The organism is Streptomyces sp. HUAS ZL42 (assembly GCF_040782645.1).
GTDB lineage: Bacteria > Actinomycetota > Actinomycetes > Streptomycetales > Streptomycetaceae > Streptomyces.
Genome location: NZ_CP160403.1, coordinates 8,136,325 through 8,149,880, shown reverse-complemented (window position 1 = coordinate 8,149,880; position 13,556 = coordinate 8,136,325). Strand labels below are relative to the sequence as shown.

Genomic DNA, 13,556 nt, shown 5'->3' with positions numbered 1-13,556 from the left:
TCACTCGCTAAGTATTACGAGTCAGGAATGCTGAATAATTCATTGTATCGAGGACGGTGAAGGAGTAGTGCCCAGATGGCCAGCAGGAACGACCACGAGGTCCCTTGATTCGCCAATAGCAAACCGTTCGGCCGGCCCGCGCCGCTGGCGGCGCTGCCGTCGGGAGAACGACTGAGGCTCATCGGCTGCGGCCGCCGCATCGCGCCGTTCGAGTCCGCGAGTTCGGCAGGGAATTCGCGGCTCTGGCGCGTGCGGCGTCGAGGGGATCCACGCCCCCGCAACTCTGTTTCATTGTGTCTGGGCGTCAAGCCGATTAGGTCAGTGTGATTCGCGGACGACGGCGACGCCTCCCGGTGGCACGGTGACGGTATCCGTGACCGGTGTGCCGGTGAGGAGTTCGACGCCCTGGGCGGGTACTTCGGCCCCCTTGCCGGCATGGTCGACGAGGAACAGGTAAGCGGCCTCCGGGCCACGACGGCGGACGACCTCGATGTCGGCGAGGGCGGCCTGGTGCTCCGGTGTGACGGCGGCGTTCTGGCGAATGCGGTGGAGCAGTCCAGCGAGCCTGTCCGGGTCGGGATGCGTGGTGAGGTACCCAGGGGTCCCGCCGCCGTGCTGGTGGCGGGTGACGGCCGGGTGACCGGACAGCGGTCCGTCGGCGTACGAGGCAATGGCCTCCGCGCCCGCGAGACGGACTCGCTCGGACCACAGGTCGGCCGTGGCACCAGGGGGTACGTCGCCGGTCAGCCCGGTCGTCTCGCCCGGCAGCAGGGGGAAGAGTTCGTCGGTGACCACGCCGAGCACATCACGGAACGCGCCAGGGTAGCCGCCGAACTGGACATGGGCGTTTTCGTCGACCATGCCGCTGTGGAAGCCGACGGCCAGCGTGCCGCCGCGCTCGGCGAACCGGGCGAGGTTCGCCGCCGCCGCGTCCGTCACCAGGTACAGCGAGGGCACGAGGACGAGGTTGTAGCGATCGAGCGCGGAGTCGTCCGGGCGTACGAAGTCGACGGCGACTCTCTCCTGCTACAGCGGGGTGTAGTCGACCGCACCGCCGCCGTCCCACCAGGACCGTACGGCGCTTCGCACCACCAACTGAACCTTCCTAGGCAGTAGTTGGGCGCAGGCCGCGTGCCCAAACACCACACACCCACGCCCGACGGGCGACTCACCGTGACACCTGGTTTCACGGTGGCACCCGGCGGAATTCAACGGCACCGCGACGTCATCGGCACGGCCGCGCACGCTGATGCCGCCCATAGATTCCGCCGTTCTCGCCTGGACCGACCAGGAGACGGCGGGCACCGAAACACACCCCCTTCCCTTCCCCTGGGAGCCGCACATGTCCCCCGCGCAGACGGGCGCCAGACCCGGCGTCGCCCCGCGTTCTCGTCCCCTCTCCATCTTGGCGTTGGCCTTCACCCTGCTCGCCGCCGTGGCGACGCTGGTTTTGCCGGCCGCCGGCCGGGCCAATGCCCTGGCCCGTCAGTCGCAAACGATGTACACCCCTCCGTCTAACGCACCCGCCTCCGGTTCGCTGTATCCGTGCGGGCTGCGTCTGGAACACAGCGGTTCGTCCAACGGCACCCTGCTGGCGACGTTCGAGGAGTACACCTCTGGCACACCGGTTTTCCCGATCTACCGCAGCACCGACAACGGCAACTCGTGGACCAAGATCTCGGACGTCGCCGACACGCAGAACGGCTGGGGCATGCGCTGGGAGCCCCAGCGCCAGTTTCGCCAAGGTCCTCCTGCCGCTCGGGCACTCAATGCGTACCGAGCGGCAGGAGGACTTGGTGGTCGGGCGAAACCCTCCCGATGCACGATGATCTGACACCGCAGTCGCGGCTGTCGCCTCCGTCGACGACACCACGGAACCGGGGTGGGTGCTCCCTCGACGGCCGGTCCTGCACCCCTCTGGTGCTTTCCCACCTGCGGAGCCCAAACGATCACGATCCGTTTCCGGCGAAAGGGGGAGGAATCCTTCCCTCCCATTCCGGCGGGGCACATGCAAGCCTCGAAGATCGTGCGGCGGTCGACGCGCTTCGTCGTGCTGCTGACCTCGGCTTTCATCTCACGGTTTCACCTAGGTAAGGGGTCCCCATTGAGTCAGGATCTGGGGCGTAGAGGGTTTCTGGGAATCACCGGTGCGAGCGTCGCCGGGACGGTGCTGGGGGCAGGTGCTCTGACGCCCTCCAGCGCCCTGGCGAGCACCCGGGATGGCCAGGGCTCCAGGCCGGTCGTCGTCGGCACGCGCTCGGGCAAGGTGCGCGGCGTCGAGCGCAGCGACGGCGTGCTGGTCTGGAAGGGCATGCCCTACGCCGCTCCGCCGACGGGATCGCGACGCTACGCTCCGCCGCAGCCGGTGGCGTCGTGGACGGGGGTGCGGGATGCGTCTGCGTACGGCCATGCCGCACCGCAGGTGCCGCTGCTGCCCGGCCTGCCGGAGACCCCGAATCAGAGCGAGGACTGTCTGTACCTGAACGTCTGGTCGCCGTCGACCAGAGGAAGACGGCCGGTGATCGTGTGGATCCACGGCGGCGGATTCCTCGCCGGGACGGGCAACGACCCGACCTTCGACGGAGGGAACTACGCGCAGCGCGACTGCGTCGTGGTCACGTTCAACTACCGTCTGGGCGCCTTCGGCAGCCTTTACCAGCCGGACCGCTACGGTTCCGGGAACCTGCGACTGCTGGACCAGATGGCCGCGCTGCGCTGGGTCCGCGACAACATCGCCGCCTTCGGCGGTGACCCGTGCGCCGTCACGGTCATGGGTGAATCGGCCGGCGCCATGTCCATCGGAGCGCTGCTCGGCACGCCGAAGGCGCGAGGTCTGTTCCACCGCGCCATCATCCAGAGCGGCGGCCCGCGCCCCGTCCACACTGCCGAGTTCGCCTCGGCGACGCGGGAGGCGGTCATGCGCTCCCTCGGGATCACGGACACCTCGCGCCTGACGAAGGTGTCGACCGCGAAACTGCTCGACGCCTCGGTGCAGGCCGCGAACGACCCGCAACTGCTGGAGCCGTACGGCCACGTCATCGACGGGCAGGTGCTGCCGCAGCACCCGCTGGGAGCCGTGAGCGGCGACGTCAACCTGCTGATCGGAACCTGCAACATGGAGGCCGAGCCGTTCATGGGCTCGCCCGTCTTCTCCGCCCGTTTCGAGACCCTGGCCCGCCAGGCGACCGGCGAGCACTGGGACCGTCTCCAGAAGGTCTACGACGACACCGCCCTGCCCGGGCACGTCACCCTCAACGACATTCTCAGCGGCTGGTTCGTCGTGATGCCCTCGGTCTGGCTGGCCGAGTTCGCGCACCGGGCCGGCGCCAAGGTGTGGCAGTACACCTTCGACTACGCGCAGGCCGGTCCCTTCGGGCCCACGCACGGCAGCGACGTGCAATACACCTTCGGCAACTGGGGCCAGGGCGATTTCACCGGCGCCGCACCGGCCGACCTCCCGACCGCCAAGGCCCTGTCCTCAAAGATGATCGACTCCTTCGCGGCGTTCGCCCACCACGGGACGCCTGCGACCCGGGCACTGCCGCACTGGCCGGCCTTCGACCCCCGCAAGCGGGCGTGCCTGTCGTTCGACGTGGAGCCGCGTCTGGTGCGTGACCGGCTCGCCGACGCGCGGCGCGAGGCGTGGGACGGGGTCGATCCCTTCGCCGTCTGCTGATGTCTGATGCTGCCCTGGGAGAGCCGCCGTCGGTTGCCTGACGGCGGCTCCCACGCGGTTATCGGGCGACGTAGCCGCCGTCGACGGGGAGGGCGACGCCTACGACGAAACCGGCTCCCGGGCTGCACAGCCACAGGACCGCCTGGGCGATCTCCTCGGCCGTACCGAGGCGGTTGATGGGCTGGTTGGCCTCGGCCTCGGCGCGGTCCAGCTCCCCCTTGGCGATCATGTCGCTGACCATCGGGGTGTCGATGGTGCCAGGGCAGACGGCGTTGATACGGATGCCGCGCGGGGCGTACTCCAGGGCCGCGCTGGTGGTCAGGCCGATCACGCCGTGCTTGGAGGCGTGGTAGGAGGCACGGCCGGGGAGGCCGACCAGGCCGCCGAGGGAGGAGCAGTTGACGATGGCGCCGTTGCCCTGGGCGCGCATGTGCCGCAGCTCGTGTTTCATACAGGCCCACACGCCGCGGAGGTTGATGGCGTTGACGCGGTCGAACCGCTCGGCGGGTTCGTCGGCGGCGTCGCTGGGCGGGATCTGGATGCCGGCGTTGTTGTAGGCCATGTCGAGACGGCCGAAGGTCTCGACGGTGCGGTCGACCGCAGCCGCCACCTGGTCCTCGTCGCTGACGTCGCAGGTGAGGGCGAGTACTCGGTGGCCGGAGTCGGTGAGTTCCTTGACGGCTGCGTTCAGGGCGGCTTCGTCGATGTCGGTGAGGGCGACGGCGGCCCCGGCCTCGGCGAAGGCGCGGGCGGTCGCCAGGCCCATGCCCGAGCCGGCGCCGGTGACGAGGGCGACCTGGCCGGTGAAATCGTAGGTGGGGTTCACGTGTCTTTCTCCCGTTGAGAGTGGGCCGGGTCAGGAGGCGGTTTCGATGGTGACCTTGGTGGCGGTGGCGAGGCGTTCGGTGTCGCCGTGCACGCTGCCGAGGATGATCAGGCCGGCGTCGCTGGAGCCGCTGCCCCGGTAGAAGAGGGCCAGGTTGCCCCAGGGGGCGTAGTACGCCAGGTCGCCGGGCTTGGCTTCGGCGGCGTCCGGGGCGCCGAAGGTGGACAGTCGGCGGGGCAGGTCGGCGATCTTCTCCGTCTCGTGGAAGTCGCTCAGGTTCAGCGTGAGCGGGAGCAGGGCGGCGAAGTCGCGGGCCGTGGCGCTGTCGTTCAGGGTGGCGTCGACCCGGTGGCCCTCGATGGTGAGGCGGATGTTCATGGCGGTGCCCTTGTCATCGGACGGTGAGGCTGGTGCCGTGGCCGTCGGCGTTCGCTGTGACGCGGAGGCGGAGGGCGAGGACAGGGAAGACGGGGACGGGGGCGCCTCGTCGGTACAGGCGGTCACTGCAAGCAGTAAGACGGTCGGGGCGGCGCGGGCAAGGCTGGAACGGGTGGTCGGGCTCACGGCACCCTCCGGGGGCGTCAGTCGGGCAGCGGCTCGGCGTAGTGGCGGAAGCCGTCGCGCTTGAGGTGGATGTCGTACAGGCGGCGGGCCAGCACCTCAGGGCTGCTGTGCTCGGCGTCGGGCCGGATGGCTCCCGGGATGATCAACTGGGCGGCGTGGATGTTCTCCGGGGCGAGGGCGTCGTACAGCATGCCGGCGTAGGCACTCTCGGCGGCGAAGGCGATCGAGGTGCCAGCCCGGTCCGGGTGGGGGCGTACGGCGCTGCCGCCGTTCACGAACAGCAGGGTGCCGCGGCCGAGTTGGCGCATGCCGGGCAGGACGGCGTTCACCGCGGTGACCGGGCCCTTGACGGAGAAGGCGAGGGGCGCGTCGAGGTCGTCGGCAGTCGCATCGAGGACGGGCTTCATGAAATCGGCGCGGGGCACGGGGCTGTACTGCAGGATCTCGATGGGCCCCAGAGCGGCTGCCGCCGCGTACAGGGCCGCATCCAGTGACTCGGTGGTGAGGACGTCAGCGGTGAAGCCCCGCGCCTGGATGCCGTCGCGGGCCAGTTCGGCGGTCAGTGCGTTCAGCTTCTCGGCGCTGCGGGAGATGAGGGCGACGGTGTGTCCGGCGGCTCCGAAGCGGCGGGCGGTGGCGAGCCCGAGGCCGGGGCCGGCGCCGACGAGGGCGAAGGTCGTCATGGTGAGTCCTTGCGGGTGGAGGGGCTTCGCTCAGGCTTGGGGAGGACCTTGCCGACACGGCGCTCTGGATCGCCGCGCGGGCTGCTCCATGTCGAGCCTCACACGCCGAGGCAAGAGCGAAAAGCGGAGAAAGACATCCGGGGAGGGATACATCCTGGGTGAAAACTCTCCCTCCTTCCTCAGGTGCGTTCGGTGTCATGCTGACCGGCATGACCGGCAATGTTCCCCTCAACGAGCTGGGAGAATTCCTCAAGAAGCGCCGCGCAGAGCTGAGCCCGCGCACTGTAGGCCTGCCCGACAACAACGGCCCGCGCCGAGTCGCCGGGCTGCGCCGCGAAGAGGTCGCCCAGCTCGCCAGCATCAGCACCGACTACTACACACGTCTCGAACAGGGCCGTATGCAGGCGTCAGCGCCCGTGCTGGACACGCTCGCCCGGGTGCTCCATCTCGACGACGACGAACGCGGCTACCTCTTCCAGCTCGCCGGCAAGATCACCACACGCACCCGCAGCCGGGGGCGGCAGAAGGTCCAGCCGCAGTTGCAGCGCGTACTGGACGATCTCACCGCCACCCCGGCCATCGTGCAGGGTCGACGCGGGGACATCCTGGCCTGGAACGCGCTGGCGGCCGCGCTGGTCACCGACTTCTCCCGGATCCCGGAGAGGCACCGCAACTACCCGCGGATCATCTTCACGGATCCGGCCATGCGCACGCTGTACGCCGACTGGGAGACCTCCGCGCGGCTCGCCGTGGCGCAGCTGCGGATGGAAGCCGCGCAGTATCCCGAGGATCCCCGTCTGATCGAGCTGGTCGGTGAACTGTCCCTGCGCGACAAGCAGTTCGCCCAGTGGTGGGGCGACCACCGGGTCGCGGCCCGCACGGTGGGCACGAAGACCCTCAACCACCCGGTGGTCGGCGAACTCGTCCTGGACTGGGACACCCTGACCGCCAACACCGACCCCGACCAGCACCTCACCGTCTGGACGGCCGCACCCGGCTCCCCCACCCACGAGCGGCTGCGCATCCTCGCCTCCTGGGCCGCCGACCAGAACCTGCCGGCCTCTCCTCCTCTCAACTGACCACGCGAGAGCGTGTTCTTCGTCTTCTCCTGTCTGTACGCCTGCCACTTGCCGAGGCCGTGTCGCTGAGGATCAACACATCGACTCGCGTGCCCCGGGCGGCGCCTGCACCGTGTCGCGCGATGTCGCTCGGCCTCCTGCCGGGGTGTGCGGTACGGTGCCGCCGTGTTCATGACCAAGGGGAGTCCGGAGGCCTGGTGGTGACGCGGACCGGACGACACCTGAGGGCTCGGGACCCGTAAGGGGTGCGGAACGCGGTGAGCCGTCCGGTGGCGTCATGGTCGAGGCGGTGGCTCCCGGCCTAGTCAACCGTGATGGCGCCCTCGCCGGCGTGGTGCGGGCGCTGAGGTCCGGAGGATCGCTGGTGCTCATCGAGGGCGAACCCGGTATCGGCAAGTCCCGGCTGCTGCACGAGGCGCTTGGGGCTGTCGCGGACCACGCGTCCTGCTCGCGCCGTGCCCGCCCGTGCGCGAGCCGTTCCCGCTGGGCCGGTCGTGGACGGCGTACGGCGTCTGCGACCGACGCCGTCCGGTCTGCGGCTGAGCCCGCTCGCCGGCACCTACCGCCCGCACGACATCCCCGAGGGGTCGCTGCTGCGTCGGCTGACGTCCCGCCACCCCATCGGCATGACCCTGACCAGAGTTGAGCTTTCCCCGCTGGATGTGCGGCAGACCGGGGAGCTGGTCCGGTCGATTCGCGGCGCGGAAAAGGTCTCCGAGCAGTTCGCCAAGTTGCTGCACCAGCGCACCGACGGCATTCCGCTGGAGCTGGAGGAGACGATCCGGTCGATGCGGGAGCGCGGTGACGTCGTCCACCGGGACGGTGAATGGACGCGCCGGACGCTCGATGAGCTGCGCGTGTCACCGACGCTGACAGCGAGCGTCCAGATGACGTATTGGTGACTACCTGACGGCCACCGGCCCCGATGGCCTCACGAAGTCGTGCGGGCGCAAAGGGCGCCCGGGCCGCGTGGTGCTGCAATGGCCACACCGTGTTGACAGGCCTGTGTTGATTGACACCGCACCCTGATGGCATCCCGCTGGGAGCGTCCTGGATCGGCCCGGTGTGGCCATGGACTGCGTGCGGGCGCGTACGAGCCGGGCCGGTGCCCGGCGGGCCGTGGCTCAGTCGGTGCCGGGGCCGCTTCGGGCGAGGCGGACCATGGCACGCTGGAGGGCGCCGGACGCCGGGGCCAGCGGGCGGATCGATACCTGGGAGCGGAGCACGCGGGCGACAAGGCGGTGCCAGGTGCCGGGGGCCGTCCCTGACGACGCCGACGTTGTCCATGAGCCGGAATGACGACGCCCCGGTCGGTGAAGTCGTCGCGCAGGTGGCCGGTGCTCTTGGCGCGGGTGACGAGTTCGAGCAGCCCGAACGCCTCGACGCGGCGGGCCTCCAGAGACTTGGTCGGCCGCCTGCGGCGACCCACGAACAGCGAAACCCGCTCATGTCCGAGAGGACTGCCGCCCATCGGCCCGGCCCGCCCCGCTGGCGGTGGGTGAGGGCCGGTCCAATGGGTTTCAGGTCGGTCACTTGATGAGGACCTCGGCGAGTTGGAGGCGGTACTTGGTGCTCTCGTCCGAGGCGGGTGTGCCCAGCTTGGTGGTCTGGAGGCGCAGGTAGCGGCTGTTGGCGGAGGTGAGGGTGTAGGTCTGGGCGGCTCCGTTCGGGTTGGGCTGGCCGGTGACCGTGCGGGCGGTGGTGTAGGACGTGGCGCCGTCGGCCCGGGTCTGGATCGTGAAGTCGGCCGGGAAGCCCGCCGTGCCGCCAGCGGCCCCACCGGTGTCCGTGCGCGGGTAGAGGGTGACGGAGTCGATCGCGCGGTCGGTGCCGAGGTCGATCTCGATCCAGACGGGCGTGCGGCTGACGTCGGCGGACGGGAAGTCGATGCTGGTGAAGCCCTTGGCGCCGGTCACGCTGGTGGTGGTGCCGTCCAGGACCCGCGTCTTGCCCCAGTCGCCGTTCTCCAGGGTGCAGTTGCTGGTGACGGTGGTCGCGGCGGTGGGGACGGTGAGTTCGGCGAGCTGGAGGCGGTACTTGGTGGTCTCGTCGGAGGCGGGGCTGCCGAGACGCGTGGCTTGCAGGCGGAGGTAGCGGGCGGTGGTCGTCCTGAACCCGTACGTCTGTACAAGGCCGTTGGGGTTCGGCTGGCCCGTGACGGTGCGGACGGTGGCGTACGACGTGGCGCCGTCGCGCCGGGTCTGGATCGTGAAGTCGACCGGGAAGCCCGCGGTGCCGCCGCCCGCCGCCGAAGTGTCGGTTCGCGGGAAGAGCCGTACGGCGTCCAGGTCGGTGTCGGCCCCGAGGTCGATCTCGACCCAGACCGGGCTCGCGGACACGTCGGCGGAGGGGAAGTCGTTGCTGGTGTAGCCCTTGGCGCCGGTCACGCTGGTGAGCTGGCCGTCGGTGAGCCGGTTCCTTCCCCAGTCGCCGTTCTCCAGGCTGTTGTTGCCGCTGACCGGCCTGCCCAGAGCGAGGTTGTCCAGGCGGCCCGTGCCGGTGGCCGTGAAGGTCCAGGTGCCCGGCTGCACGGTGAAGTAGACGTAGGAGGCGTCCTTGCCGTCGTAGGCCAGACCGCTGACGCTGCCGGTGGCGGCGCCGTTGGTGTAGACGGTGGTGCCGCCCGCGGTGATGACCGGCTGGGAGCCGCCGTAGGTGGGCACGCCGACCCGGGCCGTCGTCCCGTTCGGGGAGGTGAGCGTCAGTGTGGCCTTGGTGCCATCGCGTGTGATGCCGAAGCGGATGTCGCCCTTGACGGTGGGCACGACGGTGTCGATCTTCGTGAGGGTGCCGGTCTGCGGGACGATCTCGTACGTCGTCCAGCCGGGCTTGGTGGGTCGCACCCCGGCGGCGTAGGCGGACAGCGCGTACAGCGGGCCGCCGTTCCAGGCGTGGTTGTCGGTGCCCGCGGCCTTGTCCCACACCTCCCACAGGGTGTGACAGGCGGGGTCGGCGACCTGGGCGGCGTAGCGGTTGCGCATGCGCTCCTCGGCGACGGTGGCCTCGCTCATGAGGTAGAGGGCTTCGAGGACGTAGAACTCCATGTACGGGCTGGCGTTGAGGTGGGTGCGCAGCACCTCGGTGACCGCCCGGAAGCGGGCGGCGGGGGGCAGCCCGGCGACCACCGCGAGGGCGTTGCCGCGGTCGTCGGTGTCGCCGTTGTAGCCGGGTGAGCGGTATTCGTTCCGGGACGCGTTCCACAGCACGCGGTCGAAGTTGGCCTTGATACCGTCGCGCCGGGACTGCCAGCCGGCCACGTCACCGGAGTTGCCGCTGAGGTCGGCGAGTTTGGCGGCGGTGTCCAGGGCCAGGTAGTACCAGCTGTTGTCCAGGAGGCGGGCGTCGATGTTGGAGCCCCAGTCCTCCCAGTCCCAGTCCCCCGCGCGGTGGTTGACCAGGCCGTCACCGTCCAGGCTCCACAGGTTCAGGTACTTCTTCACCGCCGGGTATGCGCCGGTCACGGCGCTCGCGTCACCGGTGTAGAGGTAATAGGTCCAGAACGACCACACCGACGCCAGCATCTGCACGGGCAGTTCGGAGGTCCAGATGGTTGTCGGAACCGGCGAGTACAGCGCTCCGCTGTCCTTCTGCCAGGCCGTCAGCTGGGCGATGGCCTTCTTGCCGAGTGCGTGCGAGCGGGTGTCGAAGGTGTAGAAGCCCTCCTTGAGCTGGTTGACCACATCGCCCCACCACTGGGCCCGTTCGCGGGTGGGGCAGTCCATGTAGTTGTCCCGCATGTTGACGTACATCGTGCGGGCGGCCTTGGTCCACAGCGTGTCCAGGAAGGCGTCGTCGCTGCTGAACGAGCCCGCGAAGTCGGTGTCGTAGCCCGACTCCCGGTACTTCAGGTCCAGGATCGTCACGCCCGCCGGGATCGTGTACCTCACCGCCGTACCGCTCATCCAGGCAAGGGGCTCGAACTCCTGGACGCCGCCGGTGCAGACGTAGGTGGCGCGCATGTTGTAGCCGGTGCCGGGTTCGATTCCGGTCAGGCCCGCGCCGTCGTCGTAGTGGTCGGTCTGGATGCCGATCACCACGCCGGCCGGGGCGTCCACCTTCAGGAACGGCGTGACCTGGAGGTTGGAGGGGAGCGTGGCGGAGATGGCGGTGTCGCCCTGGCCGGTGGCCGGCAGCGAAGAGACGTTGGCGTAGGACTTCAGATCCGAGTAGCGGAACTGTGGGACCGGCCGCTGGACGAGGTTGTTCCAGGGCGAGGCGCCGACGGCACCGAAGTCGGTCGGAGCTGTCCAGCCGCCGTCGTTGAAGCCGGGTGACCGCCAGCCCGACACGACGGCGGCGGCTTGGGCGTCGTAGTAGATGTTGGACTCGGGCAGCCGGAAGTTGACCTGTGTGCCGCTGGTGTTGTTCGAGTAGCCCGGGTGGACGGTGTGCTTCCAGCTGGTGTCGCTGACGAGCCGGGTGGTCGTCGAGCCGGTGGTGATGTCCGACTGGAACAGCAGTCCGCCCCTGCCACTGCTGTTGTGCGAGAAGCCCTGCTTGCCGAAGTACCAGACCAGCAGGGCGATGGTGTTGGTGCCGCTGGTGAGGTACGGGGCGAGGTCGATCTCGTCGTAGTAGGTGTCCGTGCGGTTCGGGCCGCGCTTGAGTCCACCGTCGAAGACCACCAGGGTGCCGTTCACCCACAGCCAGTACTTCGAGTCGGCGGCGATCTGGGTCACGGCCTTCGAGGGCGCGGAGCCGAGGGTGAGCGATCTGCGGAAGGCCACCCACTGGTTCGTCGAACTGGACGGAGCCCAGATCCACTTCGCCGTCCACGAGACAGCGGCGGACGCCTCGGCCGCGAGGCTCGGCAGCGTCAGGGAGCCCAGGGTGGGAGCGAGGGCCACGGCTATGGCCGAGCGCAGGGCGGACCGGCGGGTGAAAAGGGGCATCGCGAGCTCCTGTGGAGGTGCGGTATGAGCGAGAAGGGTGTATGAATCGTTTCAATCACGTCGTTGCAGCGGTGATCCTTGGGCCTGGCGCAAGGGGGCGTCAATCCCCTTGCGAGCGGCATCTGGGGTGAGGGTGGTCCTGCTGCGCGTAGGACCGATCTCGCCCTTCCCGCCGTCAAACACGTGTGGTACATGGCTGGTCGCACGTGCCTGCGATCCATGCTGGCGGAGCATGTGGCGATCGCCCGGAGGGTTGCCGCCCGCGAATGGGGAGGGCCGCTTCCTGATGTGCCGCTAGGTCACCGCAGTCAGGGCAGCCGGCATCCGGATCGGCCAGCCGCTCGTCGACGACGGCGGTGCAGGCTGTCATCTGCTCGCCGAAGGCCTCGGGTCCCCGCGCCTCCTTGGCCCGGAAAGTGCCGGTAGAGGGTCGCGGGGCCGCCCCCTGCACGCGGCGCGATCTCGCACATCGCCACCCCCGGCCCCTGCTCGGCGAACGTCGTGCGGGCCACGGCGAGGATGCCCTCTCGGTTGTCCCGGGCATCAGAGCGCCGGGAGTGAGGCGCTGGGTTCGTCACCGCTCTCGACTTGGGTAAACGGACAGGCCGTTCCGTTAGCGTCCGACGCGATGAGAGCACTGAGACTCTCCGAGTACGGCCCCACAAGCGTCCTGGAGGTAGGCGACGTACCGGAGCCACACGCGGGACCGGGCCACATCCGGGTGGCCGTACGGGCCTCGGGCGTCGCTCCCGCCGACTGTTCCCACCGTTCAGGCCGGCTGCGCGAGACCGGCAACGCGAGCGGGCTTGTTGCCGGTCTCACATAGCGGGCTGCGGTGGGCGGGCGCCGTGTCACATACCCCGTCCGCCGATGCCGCCGTCGGGCGCGATCTCGTCGATGCGGGCGAGGTCGTCGGCGGTCAGCCTGAGGTCGGCGGCCGCGATGTTCTGCGCGACGCGCTCGGGGTTGCGCGAGCCGGGGATCGGGACGATGTAGTCCTTCTTCGCCAGCAGCCAGGCCAGGGCGAGCTGGGACAGGGCGACGCCCTTGCTCTCCGCGAGCTTGGTGAGCTCGCTGACGATGGAGAGGTTCTCGTCGAAGTTCTCCGGGGCCCACCAGGGAATCATCTGGCGGAAGTCGCTCGCGTCGTAGTGCTCACGGGGCTTGACCGCGCCGCTGAGGAAGCCGCGGGCGAGCGGGGAGTAGGCGACCAGGCCGATGCCGAGCTCCTCCAGTACGGGGAAGAACTGCTCGGAGTCGTGGGCGAAGATCGAGTACTCGTGCTGCAGGACCGAGATCGGGTGCACCGCGTGGGCGCGGCGGATGGCGTCGGTGTCGGTGTTGGACAGGCCGAGGTACTTCACCTTGCCGGCGTCGACGAACTCCTTCATCACACCGACCACGTCCTCGATCGGGACGCTCGGGTCGGGGCCGTGCTGGTAGAGCACGTCGATCACGTCGATGTTCAGGTTGCGGAGGCTGTTCTCGACGACCTCCCGGATGTGCTCCGGCTTCGAGTTCGGAGCGAAGGTCGGCGTGAGGCCGAACTTCGTCGCGATCGTCACCTCGTCACGGATGGGCGCCAGAGCGTGGCCGAGCAGCTTCTCGCCCTCTCCCCAGCCGTACATCTCCGCGGTGTCGAAGTGGGTCACGCCGAGCTCATGAGCGCGGCGGATCGCGGCGATCGACCCGGTGTCGTCCGAGGGGCCGTAGCCGACCGCAGTGCCCATCGCGCCGTAGCCGATCGCGGAGACGGTCAGGCCCTGGCGGCCCAGATTGCGCTGCTGCATGGTCTGCTCCTCTAAGTCACACCAAACGGTTCGGTTCGACCATACA

The 13,556-nt window shown here is 69.4% G+C and carries 10 protein-coding genes and 2 pseudogenes; 5 read left to right on the top strand and 7 right to left on the bottom strand.

Going from position 1 to position 13,556, the window contains the following annotated elements:
• Positions 1–318: 318 nt before the first annotated feature.
• A pseudogene (locus ABZO29_RS37140) lies at positions 319–1,041 on the bottom strand (beta-galactosidase trimerization domain-containing protein); the annotation flags it as partial.
• 370 nt (positions 1,042–1,411) lie between these two features.
• Here ABZO29_RS37140 and ABZO29_RS37135 point away from each other — a divergent pair.
• On the top strand, positions 1,412–1,834 hold the full coding sequence (locus tag ABZO29_RS37135; protein WP_367324578.1) for a hypothetical protein: 423 nt from the start codon (positions 1,412–1,414) through the stop codon (positions 1,832–1,834).
• A 270-nt stretch (positions 1,835–2,104) separates the two neighbouring features.
• Positions 2,105–3,676, top strand: a complete 1,572-nt coding sequence (locus tag ABZO29_RS37130) for a carboxylesterase/lipase family protein (RefSeq protein ID WP_367324577.1) — start codon at positions 2,105–2,107, stop codon at positions 3,674–3,676.
• Positions 3,677–3,734: 58 nt separating this feature from the next.
• Here the strand turns inward: ABZO29_RS37130 and ABZO29_RS37125 are convergent, their stop codons facing one another.
• The 3 genes from ABZO29_RS37125 to ABZO29_RS37115 form a co-directional block, all read right to left on the bottom strand.
• Positions 3,735–4,502 (bottom strand): glucose 1-dehydrogenase, encoded by a 768-nt coding sequence (locus ABZO29_RS37125; RefSeq protein ID WP_367324576.1) that lies wholly within the window; start codon positions 4,500–4,502, stop codon positions 3,735–3,737.
• A 30-nt stretch (positions 4,503–4,532) separates the two neighbouring features.
• The gene (locus tag ABZO29_RS37120) at positions 4,533–4,880 is read right to left on the bottom strand and encodes a cyclophilin-like fold protein (RefSeq protein WP_367324575.1); all 348 of its coding nucleotides are present in this window, start codon (positions 4,878–4,880) and stop codon (positions 4,533–4,535) included.
• A 203-nt stretch (positions 4,881–5,083) separates the two neighbouring features.
• Positions 5,084–5,749: an SDR family NAD(P)-dependent oxidoreductase gene (locus ABZO29_RS37115; protein WP_367324574.1), complete on the bottom strand. Its 666-nt coding sequence runs from the start codon at positions 5,747–5,749 to the stop codon at positions 5,084–5,086.
• Between the two features lie 197 nt (positions 5,750–5,946).
• On the opposite strand from ABZO29_RS37115, the gene ABZO29_RS37110 reads away from it, so the two are divergent.
• Positions 5,947–6,828 carry a helix-turn-helix domain-containing protein gene (locus tag ABZO29_RS37110; RefSeq protein ID WP_367324573.1) on the top strand — a complete coding sequence of 294 codons (882 nt, stop codon included), beginning with the start codon at positions 5,947–5,949 and terminating at the stop codon, positions 6,826–6,828.
• A 455-nt stretch (positions 6,829–7,283) separates the two neighbouring features.
• On the top strand, positions 7,284–7,730 hold the full coding sequence (locus ABZO29_RS37105) for a hypothetical protein (protein ID WP_367324572.1): 447 nt from the start codon (positions 7,284–7,286) through the stop codon (positions 7,728–7,730).
• Positions 7,731–8,357: 627 nt separating this feature from the next.
• On the opposite strand, the gene ABZO29_RS37100 is transcribed toward ABZO29_RS37105, so the two are convergent.
• The gene (locus ABZO29_RS37100) at positions 8,358–11,720 is read right to left on the bottom strand and encodes a discoidin domain-containing protein (RefSeq protein ID WP_367324571.1); all 3,363 of its coding nucleotides are present in this window, start codon (positions 11,718–11,720) and stop codon (positions 8,358–8,360) included.
• 308 nt (positions 11,721–12,028) lie between these two features.
• The gene (locus ABZO29_RS37095) at positions 12,029–12,190 is read right to left on the bottom strand and encodes a hypothetical protein (protein WP_367326342.1); all 162 of its coding nucleotides are present in this window, start codon (positions 12,188–12,190) and stop codon (positions 12,029–12,031) included.
• Positions 12,191–12,348: 158 nt separating this feature from the next.
• Here ABZO29_RS37095 and ABZO29_RS37090 point away from each other — a divergent pair.
• A pseudogene (locus tag ABZO29_RS37090) lies at positions 12,349–12,507 on the top strand (NADP-dependent oxidoreductase); the annotation flags it as partial.
• A 64-nt stretch (positions 12,508–12,571) separates the two neighbouring features.
• On the opposite strand, the gene ABZO29_RS37085 reads toward ABZO29_RS37090, so the two are convergent.
• Positions 12,572–13,510, bottom strand: coding sequence for an aldo/keto reductase (locus ABZO29_RS37085; RefSeq protein WP_367324570.1), 939 nt, complete (start codon positions 13,508–13,510; stop codon positions 12,572–12,574).
• Between the last annotated feature and the right edge of the window lie 46 nt (positions 13,511–13,556).

Coding starts and splice junctions, on each gene's coding strand:
- ABZO29_RS37120 (WP_367324575.1), bottom strand. CDS start 4,880: ATGAACATCCGCCTCACCATCGAGGGCCACCGGGTCGACGCCACCCTG.
- ABZO29_RS37115 (WP_367324574.1), bottom strand. CDS start 5,749: ATGACGACCTTCGCCCTCGTCGGCGCCGGCCCCGGCCTCGGGCTCGCC.
- ABZO29_RS37110 (WP_367324573.1), top strand. CDS start 5,947: ATGCTGACCGGCATGACCGGCAATGTTCCCCTCAACGAGCTGGGAGAA.
- ABZO29_RS37100 (WP_367324571.1), bottom strand. CDS start 11,720: ATGCCCCTTTTCACCCGCCGGTCCGCCCTGCGCTCGGCCATAGCCGTG.
- ABZO29_RS37095 (WP_367326342.1), bottom strand. CDS start 12,190: ATGTGCGAGATCGCGCCGCGTGCAGGGGGCGGCCCCGCGACCCTCTAC.
- ABZO29_RS37085 (WP_367324570.1), bottom strand. CDS start 13,510: ATGCAGCAGCGCAATCTGGGCCGCCAGGGCCTGACCGTCTCCGCGATC.